The organism is Orlajensenia flava (assembly GCF_004801905.1).
GTDB classification, from domain to species: Bacteria; Actinomycetota; Actinomycetes; order Actinomycetales; family Microbacteriaceae; genus Orlajensenia; species Orlajensenia flava.
The window spans coordinates 169,123-182,271 of record NZ_SSSN01000005.1; the positions used below are offsets into that span (position 1 = coordinate 169,123).

The 13,149-nt window shown below is 64.8% G+C and carries 21 protein-coding genes; 8 read left to right on the top strand and 13 right to left on the bottom strand.

Going from position 1 to position 13,149, the window contains the following annotated elements; translation table 11 throughout:
• The first annotated feature begins 2 nt into the window (after nt 1-2).
• Nucleotides 3-740 carry an AAA family ATPase gene (locus E6C70_RS08525; RefSeq protein WP_168770889.1) on the top strand — a complete coding sequence of 246 codons (738 nt, stop codon included), beginning with the start codon at nt 3-5 and terminating at the stop codon, nt 738-740.
• Here the strand turns inward: E6C70_RS08525 and E6C70_RS08530 are convergent.
• The 5 genes from E6C70_RS08530 to E6C70_RS08545 all read right to left on the bottom strand — a co-directional run bounded on the left by E6C70_RS08530 (nt 733) and on the right by E6C70_RS08545 (nt 2,778).
• Nucleotides 733-1,275 (bottom strand): hypothetical protein, encoded by a 543-nt coding sequence (locus E6C70_RS08530; protein ID WP_136424122.1) that lies wholly within the window; start codon nt 1,273-1,275, stop codon nt 733-735. The genes E6C70_RS08525 and E6C70_RS08530 overlap by 8 nt on opposite strands.
• A 43-nt stretch (nt 1,276-1,318) precedes the next feature.
• A complete protein-coding gene (locus E6C70_RS16645; RefSeq protein WP_168770890.1) occupies nt 1,319-1,474 on the bottom strand; it encodes a hypothetical protein in 156 nt (51 codons plus the stop codon).
• Between the two features lie 132 nt (nt 1,475-1,606).
• Nucleotides 1,607-1,978, bottom strand: a complete 372-nt coding sequence (locus tag E6C70_RS08535) for a type II toxin-antitoxin system VapC family toxin (protein WP_136424123.1) — start codon at nt 1,976-1,978, stop codon at nt 1,607-1,609.
• Entirely contained in the window at nt 1,975-2,211 is a 237-nt protein-coding gene (locus E6C70_RS08540; RefSeq protein WP_136424124.1) for a type II toxin-antitoxin system Phd/YefM family antitoxin, read from the bottom strand. Before E6C70_RS08540 ends, E6C70_RS08535 begins: the two co-directional genes overlap by 4 nt.
• 18 nt (nt 2,212-2,229) lie before the next feature.
• Nucleotides 2,230-2,778, bottom strand: coding sequence for a hypothetical protein (locus E6C70_RS08545; RefSeq protein WP_136424125.1), 549 nt, complete (start codon nt 2,776-2,778; stop codon nt 2,230-2,232).
• 215 nt (nt 2,779-2,993) lie between these two features.
• On the opposite strand from E6C70_RS08545, the gene E6C70_RS16845 reads away from it, so the two are divergent.
• Together E6C70_RS16845 and E6C70_RS08550 are read left to right on the top strand one after the other, a co-directional pair.
• Nucleotides 2,994-3,200, top strand: coding sequence for a hypothetical protein (locus E6C70_RS16845; protein ID WP_207670070.1), 207 nt, complete (start codon nt 2,994-2,996; stop codon nt 3,198-3,200).
• A 181-nt stretch (nt 3,201-3,381) separates the two neighbouring features.
• Nucleotides 3,382-3,600: a type II toxin-antitoxin system RelE/ParE family toxin gene (locus E6C70_RS08550; protein WP_407921026.1), complete on the top strand. Its 219-nt coding sequence runs from the start codon at nt 3,382-3,384 to the stop codon at nt 3,598-3,600.
• Here the strand turns inward: E6C70_RS08550 and E6C70_RS08555 are convergent.
• Entirely contained in the window at nt 3,554-4,078 is a 525-nt protein-coding gene (locus E6C70_RS08555; RefSeq protein ID WP_136424126.1) for a hypothetical protein, read from the bottom strand. The two genes, E6C70_RS08550 and E6C70_RS08555, sit on opposite strands and share 47 nt — an antisense overlap.
• A 120-nt stretch (nt 4,079-4,198) precedes the next feature.
• Here E6C70_RS08555 and E6C70_RS08560 point away from each other — a divergent pair, with 120 nt between their 5' ends.
• Entirely contained in the window at nt 4,199-4,543 is a 345-nt protein-coding gene (locus E6C70_RS08560; protein ID WP_136424127.1) for a hypothetical protein, read from the top strand.
• A 976-nt stretch (nt 4,544-5,519) separates the two neighbouring features.
• On the opposite strand, the gene E6C70_RS08570 is transcribed toward E6C70_RS08560, so the two are convergent.
• A complete protein-coding gene (locus E6C70_RS08570; protein WP_235833355.1) occupies nt 5,520-5,831 on the bottom strand; it encodes a HepT-like ribonuclease domain-containing protein in 312 nt (103 codons plus the stop codon).
• 20 nt (nt 5,832-5,851) lie between these two features.
• The gene (locus E6C70_RS08575; protein WP_207670071.1) at nt 5,852-6,346 is read right to left on the bottom strand and encodes a helix-turn-helix domain-containing protein; all 495 of its coding nucleotides are present in this window, start codon (nt 6,344-6,346) and stop codon (nt 5,852-5,854) included.
• Nucleotides 6,347-6,578: 232 nt separating this feature from the next.
• On the opposite strand from E6C70_RS08575, the gene E6C70_RS17035 reads away from it, so the two are divergent.
• Nucleotides 6,579-6,680 carry a Wadjet anti-phage system protein JetD domain-containing protein gene (locus tag E6C70_RS17035; RefSeq protein WP_235833356.1) on the top strand — a complete coding sequence of 34 codons (102 nt, stop codon included), beginning with the start codon at nt 6,579-6,581 and terminating at the stop codon, nt 6,678-6,680.
• Nucleotides 6,681-6,783: 103 nt separating this feature from the next.
• Here the strand turns inward: E6C70_RS17035 and E6C70_RS08585 are convergent, their stop codons facing one another.
• On the bottom strand, nt 6,784-7,182 hold the full coding sequence (locus E6C70_RS08585) for a hypothetical protein (RefSeq protein ID WP_136424129.1): 399 nt from the start codon (nt 7,180-7,182) through the stop codon (nt 6,784-6,786).
• Between the two features lie 17 nt (nt 7,183-7,199).
• The gene (locus E6C70_RS08590; protein ID WP_136424130.1) at nt 7,200-7,823 is read right to left on the bottom strand and encodes a nucleotidyltransferase domain-containing protein; all 624 of its coding nucleotides are present in this window, start codon (nt 7,821-7,823) and stop codon (nt 7,200-7,202) included.
• A 520-nt stretch (nt 7,824-8,343) separates the two neighbouring features.
• Here E6C70_RS08590 and E6C70_RS08595 point away from each other — a divergent pair.
• The 3 genes from E6C70_RS08595 to E6C70_RS08605 all read left to right on the top strand — a co-directional run bounded on the left by E6C70_RS08595 (nt 8,344) and on the right by E6C70_RS08605 (nt 10,923).
• Nucleotides 8,344-9,414: a DUF1996 domain-containing protein gene (locus tag E6C70_RS08595; RefSeq protein ID WP_136424131.1), complete on the top strand. Its 1,071-nt coding sequence runs from the start codon at nt 8,344-8,346 to the stop codon at nt 9,412-9,414.
• Between the two features lie 134 nt (nt 9,415-9,548).
• A complete protein-coding gene (locus E6C70_RS08600; RefSeq protein WP_136424132.1) occupies nt 9,549-10,016 on the top strand; it encodes a hypothetical protein in 468 nt (155 codons plus the stop codon).
• A gap of 442 nt (nt 10,017-10,458) precedes the next feature.
• Entirely contained in the window at nt 10,459-10,923 is a 465-nt protein-coding gene (locus E6C70_RS08605; RefSeq protein WP_136424133.1) for a hypothetical protein, read from the top strand.
• 302 nt (nt 10,924-11,225) lie between these two features.
• Here E6C70_RS08605 and E6C70_RS08610 read toward each other — a convergent pair whose 3' ends face one another.
• From E6C70_RS08610 to E6C70_RS08620, 3 genes are all read right to left on the bottom strand, one after another.
• The gene (locus E6C70_RS08610; protein ID WP_235833357.1) at nt 11,226-11,537 is read right to left on the bottom strand and encodes a HepT-like ribonuclease domain-containing protein; all 312 of its coding nucleotides are present in this window, start codon (nt 11,535-11,537) and stop codon (nt 11,226-11,228) included.
• A gap of 20 nt (nt 11,538-11,557) precedes the next feature.
• Entirely contained in the window at nt 11,558-12,052 is a 495-nt protein-coding gene (locus E6C70_RS08615; protein ID WP_136424135.1) for a helix-turn-helix domain-containing protein, read from the bottom strand.
• Between the two features lie 272 nt (nt 12,053-12,324).
• A complete protein-coding gene (locus E6C70_RS08620) occupies nt 12,325-13,146 on the bottom strand; it encodes an HNH endonuclease (RefSeq protein ID WP_136424136.1) in 822 nt (273 codons plus the stop codon).
• Nucleotides 13,147-13,149 lie beyond the last annotated feature (3 nt).

Genomic DNA, 13,149 nt, shown 5'->3' on the forward strand with positions numbered 1-13,149 from the left:
GGATGGCCTCGTCGGAGCGGCGTGTCTATAGAGGGCCCTACATCCGGCGCGACGAGGGTCGCCACTGCGCCACCGGCACGACGACCCTGGCCACCGCTCTCGTCGACCACTACCGCCGCGCTGCCGGGTTCGAATCGATCGTGTTCGTGCCCGAGTACGGCCGCCAGTTCATCTACGAGCTGCACGCCGAGACCGAGGCCGCTCTCGGCCGGCCCGTCGGGCCGGCCGACCTGGTCTGGCTGCCCGAGCACTTCGCCCGCATCGCCCGGCAGCAGAACGCCCTCGAGAACGCGGCGGCCCTGGCCTGCCCGCTCGTCATCGCCGACACGGATGCGCTCGCGACCGAGCTATGGGAGCGCCGCTACCTCGGCAGCACGTCGCCCGAGACGGCCCTCTTCGGAACGACCGAGCTGCCGCGCCGAGACGTCTACCTCGTCACCGACCACGCCGGCGTCGCCTTCGAGAAAGACGGCTGGCGCGACGGCGATCACATCCGTGCCCAGATGACCGGGTGGTTCATCGAAGAGCTGACGCGCCGCGGCCACTCCTGGGTGCTTCTGAGCGGCTCCCACGACGAACGGATGCGCTACGCGGTGCGCCTCATCGACGCGCTGTGGGCGCGAGGCTCGACGTTCGCCTCGCCCGACTGGGCCGACCGCACGCGCCTGCCCGAGAACACGGAGGTTTCCCGGAGCACGAGGCGAGCGGTCGTTCCGCCGGCGACGGATCTGCTCAGCTGAAGAAGCGCTGCAGCCAGCCGGCGACCGGGCGCTGCTGCTCGCCCTGCTGTGCGGCAAGAACGATGAGCACGACCGTGACCGCGGGCGTTACCCACTGCGCCACCCGCTGTTTCGTCTGAGCGGATGCCAGTTCTTTCGAGGTTCCGCTGCCGGGTTCGGTAGCCCCTTCAGCGTCTTCGTCGGCGTGCTCGGCGATCGTTCGGCCCAGGATGGCGGAGTAGAGCGTTGCGCCGCCGGCTACTCCCGTGAGGATCAGCTTGACCACCGTGTTCGTGCGCGTGCCGGTGTCGGCGGCGATCCTGGCCTTGTTGCCCACGATCAGGCCCACGCCTCCGACGCCGTGCGCTGCGAGTGCGGCGAGTTGCACGGGAGCCCATCTGGCCCACCCGGTGGAAGAGATCTTGAGCTTCTGGCTGGCCGGCTCGGCCTTTGCGGCGGCGCCGTTGAGGCCGACCGCGCCCATGAGCGAGCCGCCGAACCACGCCGCGAGGCCGATGTCATGGAGGGAACGGATGAGGGTGTTGCGTTGCGACATGGTGTCTCCGATCAGGGGTTGGTCAGGTGAAGCTCGGTCGGTGTCATCCGCCGGACGGGTTGTCGACGGGAGCGTCGTTCGCGTCGGTGGTGTCGGGGTTGCCCCCCGAAGCGGTGTCCGCTGACTCGTCGTCGCCGGGAGTGCCGTGCGTGTTCTTCGCGTCTGCGTCGGAGTCGTTGAGTGCACCGTCGTTGCTCATGGCCGAACTCCCTTCGTCGTGCGCGCGTCTCGCGTCTGCTCTGCTCAGGCTACGTTCGGCCCGTTGCGGCATCCACCGGGCTTGACAGACCCGTCGTCGCCTGTTCGCGCGTGGCGTCTACGGACGACCCGGCTACCTCGCGGCGATGTCGTAGGCAGCCAACTGACTGTCAGACGAGAGCAAGGGAATGCCCTCGACGGATGCCTGCGCGATGAGCATCCGGTCGAAGGGATCCCGGTGATGCCAGGGGAGATCGCGCAGCAACTCGGCATGCGTGCCCGTGAACGCGAGCGATAAGAACCCACAGGCGTCGAGGGTGTCAAGCAGATCACCCGGGGCGTCGAGCTTGCCGAGCGATGCCTTGATGGAGATCTCGGCGATCGTCACGGCCGAGATGAGCACCTCATTGTCGGGATTCCTGATGATCTGCCGATGCGCGTCCGCCAGACTCGGGTGGTCGGCAAGCCACCACAGCAGTACATGGGTGTCGAGCAGGACCCTCACGCGCCATACCAGTCGTGCTCGTCGTCTGCGGTGAAGCTGTCGAAGTCGTCGGCGATGACGACGCGGTCGCGCCAAGCGCCTGGCATCCGCTCTCTGCGATCGGGGACAGCCGGAATCAGCCGCGCGACCGCTCGTCCGTTGCGGCTGATGGTTATCGTCTCGCCGGCCTCGGCGCGCGCCACGAGGCGGGAGAAACCTGTTTTCGCGTCGTAAATGTTCACGGATTCCGCCATACGCCTACTTTAGTCTGGTCAGGCCTGATCAGAGAGCTCTTCCAGAAGGCCCTGCTCCCGATCTCGACTCGCTCGGCGGGAAGTGCCCCAACCGCCGCTCGCGCTGCGCCAATCAGAGAAGCGTTCAGGACGCGTGATGGTGATCGCGGGGAGGTCTGCGGACATCCCATAGTCCTTGAACGAATGCATCGGGCCGGTGCTGTTCCAATGGACAGGGTCGATGAAGACATGGCCGATCATGAACAGTCCACGATCGAGGGCTCGCTCCTTAAGATTCTCCGACGGCGGGCGCCACTCGCCCGCGCTATTGATGAACGAATTGTGCTCGGGGATCACGGCGCACTGCTCCACCACAGCGAAATAGCGGATGAAGTCGTCGTCGATGACGTGGAGGATCTCATCGGCGATCGCATCCATGTCGCCGTCGTATCGGGCGGTGATCTCAAGCGTGCCGTAGTAGCCGAGGTCGTCGCTCATGAGTATGGCGAGGAGCCGGCGTGAACCGTCGCCCCAATGCAACTGGTCCTGGGCGAGCAGCACGAAGTCCCAGCCGGAGTCGATGATCATGTCGTCCAGTGAATCGGAGTAGGCCGACTGCCGACGGCTGATCCCGGGATCTGTGGAGAGCATGCCCGCGGCGGGTCTGGTCAGGCGACACAGCACGCCTTCACGTGCGACTGAAGGTACGACGACGAAGGGAGAAGGCTCGGGCTCGAGCGGCTCAGCCCCGAGCGTTGAGCTGCGCCTCGAAGTCCGCCGCCGACTCCATGATCTCGTCCTGGGTGATCATCCCCCTCGCGGAGGTAGGGTCGGTTCGTTTCGACGCCGTTGCTGCAGAGAATGTCATCGTGCCAGTCGTCGTTGATCGTCGGGTCGTAGGAGCAGGTCCAGTGGAGCGGGGCGTCCGGCTGGGGGATTGCGACATCCGATGGTTCGTCGTCGACGACCGCATCTTGGACTGTCTGCTCGTCATCGCTCCCGCCCGATGACAAGGACGAGCATCCTGTCAATCCGAGGCTCAGACCGACCGCGACCACGGATGCCACGATCATGAGCCGGGACCTGATGCGGGAGGACACCAGGTCAGGCTAGCCAGAGGATCGGCCGTCGATCACTCCCACTTCGGGGCGATCACGGCGGGTCGGAGACGGCGTAGCCCGCGATCGACGGATGCTGAAGCGCATTAACACGGTGATCGTGGACGTCCTCCGAGAGCCCGGTGAGGGAATAGGCAAGCCCGAGCCCTGTGAGCGGCTTGGAAGGGACGTGGTCGAGTCGAATCTGGCAAGAGCACCGCCTCGTCTGCCCCGCCACCGACGTGCACATCACGATCGTCAAGGCATCACTGCTGAGTTGCGCCGTCCGCCGGTTCGAGTAGACCACTATTGACCCGCCGCCACTTCGACCCAGCGGCGTCTCGGAACTCGAGGTTCAGGATGCCGATCTTCGCCGACTTCGTGACGGGCCGGATCTCCTCACTGAACGACTGCACTTCCGCAGCGAACGCCCAGTCCTTGCCGGCTTGGGCGACGTAGAAGGACCCAGGGGGCAGGATCTGCAGGTGCAGGTTGCTCACATCCCGATCGAACTTGTCGCTGACCTTCACGTCGATGTCGTAGACGACGTCCTCAGATGCGTTGCGAACGACGACGCCATAACTGATCGGTTTCGGATCCGTGATCTGCGCGGCAACCCAAGCCGCGACGGATTCCGCCTGCGACCGCGATCGACGCTCCTCTACCGCGTGATCTCGTCCCCGCTCGATGTCGAACAGGCGCTTGGCTTGCCGTCCGGCGCCGATGGCTGCGAAGAGCGCGCCGAGCGCGGCAGCAGCCGCTATCCAATCGGGAAGAGTCCCCATAGTCACGTCCCCCTCGTGTCGAGCCTCATCGTCTCGTGGAGAGGGAGAGATGACAAGTCTCGATCTCAATGTCTGCGGGCCGGAATAGCCTCGGCGGTTCGAGGCTCACAATCGAGGGGAACGCCGATGCCTATCACGCTTGACCAGAACGATCTACGCGTCCGGAAGCAGCTCGTGAAGCTGCTTTCTGCGCCGCGCTGGAGTATGCGACTTCCCACGCGCGTCAACGCCGACCGCTTCATCTCTGCGACTCGTGAAGACCGCGAGCTGCGTCTCATGGTGCTGAATGATCTCCGCATTCGAAGCGCGCCACGGGCGCCGATGATGGGTTATGCAGCCATAGCCGTAGCGCTTGTCTCGTCCCCCGTGGCGGCTGCATTTGCATTCTCGCTCAACGCTCGCGTCATCGACGCTCTGGGCTTTCGAGTGCTCATCGACCTCTGTCCTATGCTCAGATCGCCGTGGCAGTAATCCTCCTGATCATTGGCGCTTTCACTCTCTGGGTGTCGGGCTCGGGAAGATACGCAGTCTGGCTCAGTGCCTACGAAGACGCCATCGAGGAGCAGAAAGCAGTCACTGTCTCGCGGGGTGTGGGAACCGCGGCGTGCAACGTTCCCGCCGACGTGGACTCTCGCAATGAACCCGCCGGCCGTAGAACCGGGGACTGATAATGCAGCTCTACCACCTTTGGGGAGTGACCTCGACCTGTTCGTCGACTCGCGTATGCGCTCGCACCGCTTCTCGGTCCCTTGGCCGCGCCTGATGCCGTTCGGAACCGGCGCCGTGAATAAGGCGGTCTCGACTTCTACTACCGCCTCGTCGAGGCTGCGCACGAGGTGCCTCCCGGAGAATGAAGTTCCCGTCTGGCGGTTGGCCGACGAAGCCAGAAGGCTGCTCTTCCAGAAGGGCACGGTGACGCAGACTGCGTCGACCTCCTCCCACCGCGCCTTCTCGGATCCAGTAGTCACACCCGTCCTTCCACAGCATGGCTCTGCGGCCGCCTAGTTCAGCGTATGGGGCTGAAGCCTTGCCGGGCAATCTCCAACCCGGGGCAGCGCAGCAGCGTGTGGGATGTCGGCGGGTCCACCTACCGTCATGCCTTCTCACTGACTAGGAGGAAGCCACTATGAACCCCTCGAACGACACCCCCACCTTCCTGCGGAGCGGCCGCTACGGCTTCAACGTCGTCTTCGCCTACCGCCCGGCGACGGATGCCGACGTGGAGACAACCGATCTGCTCGAGTCAGAGGTCGCCTGTGTCCTCCTCGACGCCGGCGATGGGCTCTACCGCTATGTCTCCGGACTGACCGGATGCGCTGAGCCCGCTCAGCACCGATTCTCCACCGCGGAGCGAGCCCCTGCCCAGCCGTGGGAACATGAAGAAGTTGAGCTCGACCCGGCAGCGGCCTCAGTGGTACCCGTCTTTTTCGCGCATTCTGGAGGGGTGTCACTCCTCGTTGCTGAGCGCTGCCATCAGCCGAGACGCCGCACCGTGCACCAGCGGTACATCGCGTCTCGCCGTGATCATCACGATCGAGTGCGAGGAAACGAAGTACCGGTGCGCCAGCAGGTCGCGCATCTGGGCGATGTCAGCCCACGGGATGGTTGGTTCCTTTGCGAGGGTTTCGGCGTCGAGATCCTTCACGGCCTCGCCGATCTCGACGAGGCGGATGCGAATGGCATCGAACACCAGACCCGCATCCGCTGCGCTCGCCAGGTGGCTCGCGATTGCATTGCATGCGGCCGCGATGTCGGTCAATCGTTGTTCCGTGGAGCGACTCACACAGGTGTCGCCTCCGCCAGCACTCGAGCGGCGACGTCGGGCTTCAGGCTCGACGCAGGCACGACATCGACGTCACTTCCCAGGATGCTCGATGCGGTGCTCCGCATCCCCGCCAGTTGGAAGATGCCTACGTCACCATCCAGGTCGACGAGCAGATCGATGTCACTGGCTGCCGTCTCCTCACCGCGGGCGACTGATCCGAAGACGCGCACGTTGGATGCTCCGAGCTCGCCGAGTGCATCGATGACAGCTGATCGGTGGTCGGTCAGCCGATCCCGCAAGGGATGCGCAGAGGCATCCGCCAGCTCGATCACCAGCCGCGCACCCGAAGCGTCGACGAGCTTGGTGAGCATCGTGAACGAGGGATCCCGGCGCCCGGATTCGTAGGCGCTGATCACGCTCTGGGTCACCTTCGCGCGGATCGCGAGTTCCGTCTGGCTCAGGCCGGATGCCGCGCGCGCGTTCCTGATGATGGCTGCTGCGGAGTGCATATCGTCATTATAGCGGATCGTCACTGTTCGAGCAGCCGAACTGATCGCCGCCCACGAGTCGGCACGCACGGTTACTTGTCGAGGAAACAAGATCGCGCAGCACCCCTCGCTTAGCGGCTGGCGAAGAAGTGGTGGATCGACCTGCCGCACCCCGACCTTGGGCCGACGAAGACATCGCATCGGCTGAGCGGCGGTTCGCCGTGCGGTTGGTCCTCTCGCGGCGATCCCGTGGGTGCGCACCAGCCGCGTTGTCTACTGGGGCGACCTCGACTCGGACGGCTTCGCCATTCTGCACAGCGCGCAAGTGGAGTCAACGCCACCTCACCGCGAGTGAGAAAGTTTCTCTGGCCCGCATCCACTCTGAGGGCAATGTGCGCCTTGAGCAGGAGCGGATTCCGTGGGAGGTGGCGCTGGGTGTGGTGCGCGCGGCAATTGGTTCAGCTCACGGAGCGGAGTACCTCATCCATCCCGTTCACAAGCCGCGTGGCTGATGTGACGAGTTCGGCGGTACGTCCATCCGCAAGAATTCCGGACGAATACTGAGTTTCGTTCTTCGATTCGATCAAGCGTCGGAGGGAAGGCGCGAGAGCTTTTCCGGGCTTCGTCGAACTCAGAAGTGAGACCGCCTCGCCGTGATCTTGACCGGCCGAACGTGCCCCGAGCACTGCCCCGCAGATGGCATCGGCGGCGGCGATGCCGGCGAGAACTGCAAGAGAACCGATGACGTTTCCTGTGGTCGCGACGCCTGCGTCTTCGCCCAATTCGTCGACCAGGGCTGCCGCGTTCAAGAAGGCGTGAGCGTGCTGTGCGCGCACTTTCGCTTCCGATAGCGTCATCGGTCTCGTCCGCGACGTCATGCTCGTCCGCTCTTTAGCAACCGCTTGAGCTCGATGCCCGTCAGTCGCCGGGCGTCAGTGCGTAGCGACTCAATGAGAGGCGCATCATTCTCGATCAGGCGATTCAGTTCTGCAGGTGACACGGCGAACAGTTGAGTCTCATTGCCAGTGAGCCGTCGGATGGCTTCCGCAGCGGCGTGCAATGTGTCCTCCTTTTGGCCTGCGGCGACGTGGTCATTCCACACGACCAGAATGTCGACGTCAGAATCCTCTCGGGCATCTCCGCGGGCGAATGACCCGTACAGGGCAGTGCTGGTGGTCTTGTCACCGAGCGTCTCGGTCAAGATCTCTGCCATCTGCTGTTCCGCGAGTGAGGGCACCGCAAGCACTTGCTCGACCGGACCCCAGAGAACGTGGTCACGGTTGGCCTGATATGCGAATGCAGAACCCAAACGCTGCACCTCCACCATGCCTGTTCTCACCAGCTCATCGAGGATGCGCTGCGTCGTGCGAAGCGACGTGACGCCGCTCAGCTGGTGGATGCGACGCCCGGAGGCCGGCTCGGCAAGAACGAAAAGCCGACGGAGAATCCGGGCGCGGTCTTCGCCCAGCACGGCATATTCCGGGTGGGAGAGATCCACGCTCGGCTCCTTTCGACTAGACAAGTCAAGTGACTACATAGTACTTCACGTGACTACAAAATGCTTCACCTGACTACATTGTTCATCGAATCATGCGCGTGTGCACCGGAAGTGGATCAACTGCCACCACAACTTCACCGAGAGCGAGGAGCACTTCGGCATGCGGTGTGGGTGTCACGGAAGGGCGCGATCCAGGCGGATGTCGGCCGGCCGGGCCTCGCTCGTGACGGTGCGGCACGCGCTGCACCAAATCGTCAACGTGAAGGGCTACTGAAACGGATGCCGCGACCCGCGCGAAGTGCGCGGTCCGCGGTGTCGCGGGTGGTGTCGTGCATCTGGAGGACCATGTATCCGTGGTGATCGTGTTCGAGCACGACTCCGCGCCTCGGGCTCGCGAACTCCTGCGTCTCGAGAGTGCGTCTCTCGCCTGAGCCACCGCATCCACGATTCATGAAATTCGCTTACCGAACTCTTACAACCTCGTGGTGATATTCGAACAGCACAGGAGTTCCCTCAGAACATGACCGAACAGCAGGCTGGGAACGACAGCACTGACAAGCCGCCGGCCCCACGGGGGAGGCGTCCTCTGGCCCTCTGGATCGCTGCACTCGCTGCGGCGGTCCTCGCGGTCGGCGGTGGTGTCGCGGCGGCCGTCGCCAATCAGCAGACGGGTGCGTCTGTGCCTACGGCATCCGCAACACCCCAGGTCAACACAGCGGGCTTTCCGCAGGGCGGAAGCAATCCCGGCATCTTCACCGACCGTTGCGCGACGACGGTGACGGCAGCGGATGACCCGATCATGATGCCCGGGATGACCGGCATGTCCATGCAGCACGACTTCTTCGGCAACACGAAGCCGTCGGCGTCATCCGAACCAGCGAACCTCGTCGGCGGCTCGACCTCCTGCTCCACCTCGGCGGATGCGTCCGCCTACTGGCTCCCCGTCGTCTACCAGAACGGCGCCGCGCTGAAGCCGTCTTCGGCACTCATCTACTGGCGGGCGCCGGCGGCCTCCGCCGCATCCGTCGCCACCATGCCCGCTGGCATCAGCATGATTGCCGGTGACGAGGGCGCAATAGCGCCGCAGAGCGCGCGGGTCGTCGACTGGACGTGCACGCCCGGAGCGTCGAAGCTCATGCAGAAGGCGGCGAACGCCCCCCACGACTGCCCAGCTGGCCACGACCTGCGGCTGGTGATCACGTTCCCCAACTGCTGGGATGGCCACACCCTCGACGGCCGGAGCCGTGAGAACGTCGCCTACGCGGGTTCGGATGGAAAGTGCCCGTCATCGCATCCGGTGCAGATTCCGCAGATCATCTTCCACGCCGCCTACCCCACCACGAGCGGATCGGGAATCACCCTCTCGACCGGTCCGAGCACGCAGGGTGCGCCCGTCACCGGCCACGCCGACTTCATGAACGGATGGGCGCAAGCCCGCATGGACGCGAACGTCGCCGCCTGCATCGACACGCAGACCCGCTGCGGCCCGACCTCCGGCACCGACGCCACTCCGAAGGGCGGAAGGGACCGGCCGATGAAGGCAGGCACGGGCGGGAAGACGAAGCACGCCACGCGCACTTCCGGCTCGTGACTCTCGAACCGCGAGGACTCCCCGATCCGAGCGGCCATGCGGCAGATCGCCGAGGAGGGGCGCGTATCCGCGCGCAAGGCGCTTGTGCGCGGCGATCCGGAGCCGCGATCGCTCCAGCACGCCATACTCGGGGGATGACACGACGCCGGTACGACCGAGTGACGCACGGCATGACGTCCGTGCCCATCCGGCCGAGCCCCGTGCGAGCCAACGCGGCAGGAGCGCGGCAGGGCAAGCCGCTCGCGAGCGGGCAGCGGATCTTCTGGGCATACACCCTGCACGTGCTCGGCGCCATTCTCGGCGCCTGCGCCGGCGGCCTGGCTCTCTGGCTCGTTCCGCGGGACATCGCTTCCCGCGACTGGCTGATCGACGCTGGCGATGACTACGGCGCAACCGTCAGTATGGCGTGGGACGCGGGCGGGTTGATCGTACTCGTGATGGCGTCGGCGATCGGAGTCTTGATTGCGGCCCTCGGCCTGCCGGTTCTCCGTGGGCACCACCGCAACCCGCTGGGGTACGTACTCATCGGCCTGGCTCTTGTGGGGCTGATGGCGGCCGTCGCCGGCTATTGCGTTATGGAGAACGAGCGCGGCTGGACGTGATCCCGTCCTTCGGACAGTCCGGCATCCGCACCAGAGACGGAGATGAAGCAGGTCGGGCGAGCATCCGTCAGGCGGCTGAACCCGCCACCGTCTCGGTCGACGCCGTGTCGATGCGGCCGATCACGGCGAGAAAGCTGGATCTGGTGCGTGCCCGTCGATCCGAGTCAGACCGGCGGTCAAATTCGAGGTGACACTTCCTGTCGGTTCGGATGCGGATGAACCGACAGACGGTGTCAACTCGACCGCGCCATCGTTCGCGCCGCACCCTTCACACGCATGCCTGGCACGATCGCGAACCACTCGTAGGCGTCGTCGGACCGCTGCCGCGTACCGCGTGCTCGGAGCCGTGACGTGGAGCAGCGGCAAGGAGCGCAGCGCGGAGCGCCCGTAATGTCGGCGGGTCCCCCTACCGTCATGCCTCCATCGAGTGAAGGAAGCCACCATGAACCCCACGAACGACACCCTCACCTTCCTGCGGAGCGCCCGCTACGGCTTCAACGTCGTCTTCGCCTATCGCCCGGCGACGGATGCCGACGTGGAGACAACGGACCTGCTCGAGTCGGAGCTCGCCTGCGTCCTCCTCGACGCCGGCGATGGGCTCTACCGCTACGTCTCCGGACTGACCGGATGCGCTGAGCCCGCTCAGCACCGCTTCTCCAACGCGGAGCGCGCCGACTTCGAGTCGACGATTCGTTCCATCGCCGGCGATCCGGCGGCCGCTGCGGCACTGCTGGCCGACCCGTGGGGAGTTCTGCCGGAGCGCGCCGAGCACGTCGTGGCCGAGCTCTCCGCCTTCATCCGCCGCGGCGCCGACCACAACGACCGCGTCCTCGTCATGCGCATCCTGGCGGCGCCCGGCCTGCCGGAGAATGTGAGGCAGCTGCTCGAGCGGCACCGTGTGCTCTGAGCGGGCCGGCCTCTACAGCGGCTTTCTGGCTCTCTGCATCTACGGGCTCATCGGGGCAAGGGCGCTCGCCGATGCCGCTTGCCGCCTCAGCGCTCTTACTCACTTCGAGACGGATGCCGGCGGCTCCTGTGTCATCTGGTCGCTGGCGGTCCGGCACGCCATCCGCACCGGGTTTGGTCGTGCCCAGACTCGGAAGACGTCGTCGTCGAGCCCCTGCCCAACCGTGGGAACACGAAGAAGTTGAGCTCGACCCGGCAGCGGCCTCAGTGGAACCCGTCTTTTTCACGCATTCTGGAGGGGTGTCACTCCTCGTTGCTGAGCGCTGCCATCAGCCGAGACGCCGCACCGTGCACCAGCGGTACATCGCGTCTCGCTGTGGTCATCACGATCGAGTGCGAGGAATCGAAGTACCGGTGCGCCAGCAGGTCGCGCATCTGGGCGATGTCAGCCCACGGGATGGTTGGTTCCTTTGCGAGGGTCTCGGCGTCGAGATCCTTCACGGCCTCGCCCATCTCGACGAGGCGGATGCGAATGGCATCGAAGATCAGACCCGCATCCGCTGCGCTCGCCAGGTGGCTCGCGATTGCATTGCATGCCGCCGCGATGTCGGTCAATCGTTGTTCCGTGGAGCGACTCACACAGGTGTCGCCTCCGCCAGCACTCGAGCGGCGACGTCGGGCTTCAGGCTCGACGCAGGCACGACATCGACGTCACTGCCCAGGATGCTCGCTGCGGCGCTCCGCATCCCCGCCAGTTGGAAGATGCCCACGTCACCGTCCAGGTCGACGAGCAGATCGATGTCACTGGCTGCCGTCTCCTCACCGCGGGCGACCGATCCGAAGACGCGCACATTGGATGCTCCGAGCTCGCCGAGTGCATCGATGACAGCTGTTCGGTGGTGGGTAAGCCGATCCCGCAACGGATGCGCAGAGGCATCCGCCAGCTCGATCACCAGCCGCGCACCCGAAGCGTCGACGAGCTTGCTCAGCATCGTGAACGAGGGATCCCGGCGCCCGGATTCGTAGGCGCTGATCACGCTCTGGGTCACCTCGGCGCGGATTGCGAGTTCCGTCTGGCTCAGGCCGGATGCCGCGCGCGCGTTCCTGATTATGCCTGCTGCCGAGTGCATATTGTCACTATAGCGGATCGTCACTACCAGAGTAGCCCGCACGGACCGCGCTACACCGCCCCTAGCCGGGGCAACTCGGCCCGGGGAGCAGAATGTCGCTGTCGGCCTCGCCCAAGCGAGTGTTGGGTTGCGCCGCGGTAGCTATTTGACTAGGTCAGACATTGATTGGGTACGTCAGCAATTCAATGGCGATCCAAAGGCCGGAATCGAATAGCTATCGCTAGAGATTTAGATTGCCGGCATGCCGATGCGCGGACTGGCGGAAAGGGCGCTCAGTTCCCGCGGCGCCGGACTGCTACAAGCTGGGCCAACTCATCAACAGCGGTGATTGGATCGGTGCGGTGAACTACCCGATGGCAATTTGCACATAGGGGTACGAGCTCGGTGTGAGGGTCGACGGGTCGCCGCTCACCCATCAGATGAACTGGCGTCCGGTGGTGGACCTCGATGTATCCCCTGCCGAGCGATCCGTATGTTGAGCCGAAATCGAAGTCGCAAGCAGCGCATCGCATTCCGTGGACGAGGATCGCGATCGTTCGGTTTGCTCTGCTCCGCTCGTATCGGTTGTAGGTACCGTGAATCACTCCTCCTTCCAAGGCGTATTCAACCGGCTCGGTAGACGACTCATCGGATGCAGCATGCGTTGGTGGGAGGAGGATCAGCACCATTGATATCACCGCTGCCGCTACGCTGGCGGAAGCCATCGACGGGTTGTTCTCCCATTCGATGATCGAGCGCGCGTTGATGGTCAGATCTATCAGCCTTCCCACGGCCTCCGGAGGTGCTGTCGGGGAGACCTCTACGCGCACACCGGCTTTCAAGAGCTTTTCCTGCGCCTCGCGGAGGCTTGACCACTGATCTTCGGTGGCGCCGCCCGCCAAGTTCAAAAGGGAGCCTGCGAGGGAATCCAGTTCAAGCTGCGCGGTCGCGACAGCCAGACCCTGCTTGGTCCGTACGGCAAATCCGTGCGGGCGCTCGACTCCTACGACCCTGAGGAGGACGTCACCCACGCCCGGCTGGGGCGCGGCCGATACGGCCAGGTTCAGTAGCTCGCTGACCTGCTCACCAACAATCGACGCTTGGACGTTGGCCAATCG

What these genes read in the sequence shown, in the direction of transcription:
- E6C70_RS08575 (WP_207670071.1), bottom strand. Translation starts at nt 6,346, where the DNA reads ATGCACTCCGCAGCAGCCATCATCAGGAACGCGCGCGCGGCATCCGGC.
- E6C70_RS08530 (WP_136424122.1), bottom strand. Translation starts at nt 1,275, where the DNA reads ATGTCGCAACGCAACACCCTCATCCGTTCCCTCCATGACATCGGCCTC.
- E6C70_RS08615 (WP_136424135.1), bottom strand. Translation starts at nt 12,052, where the DNA reads ATGCACTCGGCAGCAGGCATAATCAGGAACGCGCGCGCGGCATCCGGC.
- E6C70_RS08600 (WP_136424132.1), top strand. Translation starts at nt 9,549, where the DNA reads ATGACACGACGCCGGTACGACCGAGTGACGCACGGCATGACGTCCGTG.
- E6C70_RS08595 (WP_136424131.1), top strand. Translation starts at nt 8,344, where the DNA reads ATGACCGAACAGCAGGCTGGGAACGACAGCACTGACAAGCCGCCGGCC.
- E6C70_RS08545 (WP_136424125.1), bottom strand. Translation starts at nt 2,778, where the DNA reads ATGATCATCGACTCCGGCTGGGACTTCGTGCTGCTCGCCCAGGACCAG.
- E6C70_RS08540 (WP_136424124.1), bottom strand. Translation starts at nt 2,211, where the DNA reads ATGGCGGAATCCGTGAACATTTACGACGCGAAAACAGGTTTCTCCCGC.
- E6C70_RS16645 (WP_168770890.1), bottom strand. Translation starts at nt 1,474, where the DNA reads ATGAGCAACGACGGTGCACTCAACGACTCCGACGCAGACGCGAAGAAC.
- E6C70_RS08560 (WP_136424127.1), top strand. Translation starts at nt 4,199, where the DNA reads ATGCCTATCACGCTTGACCAGAACGATCTACGCGTCCGGAAGCAGCTC.
- E6C70_RS08550 (WP_407921026.1), top strand. Translation starts at nt 3,382, where the DNA reads ATGCTGAAGCGCATTAACACGGTGATCGTGGACGTCCTCCGAGAGCCC.
- E6C70_RS08585 (WP_136424129.1), bottom strand. Translation starts at nt 7,182, where the DNA reads ATGACGCTATCGGAAGCGAAAGTGCGCGCACAGCACGCTCACGCCTTC.
- E6C70_RS08605 (WP_136424133.1), top strand. Translation starts at nt 10,459, where the DNA reads ATGAACCCCACGAACGACACCCTCACCTTCCTGCGGAGCGCCCGCTAC.
- E6C70_RS08525 (WP_168770889.1), top strand. Translation starts at nt 3, where the DNA reads ATGGCCTCGTCGGAGCGGCGTGTCTATAGAGGGCCCTACATCCGGCGC.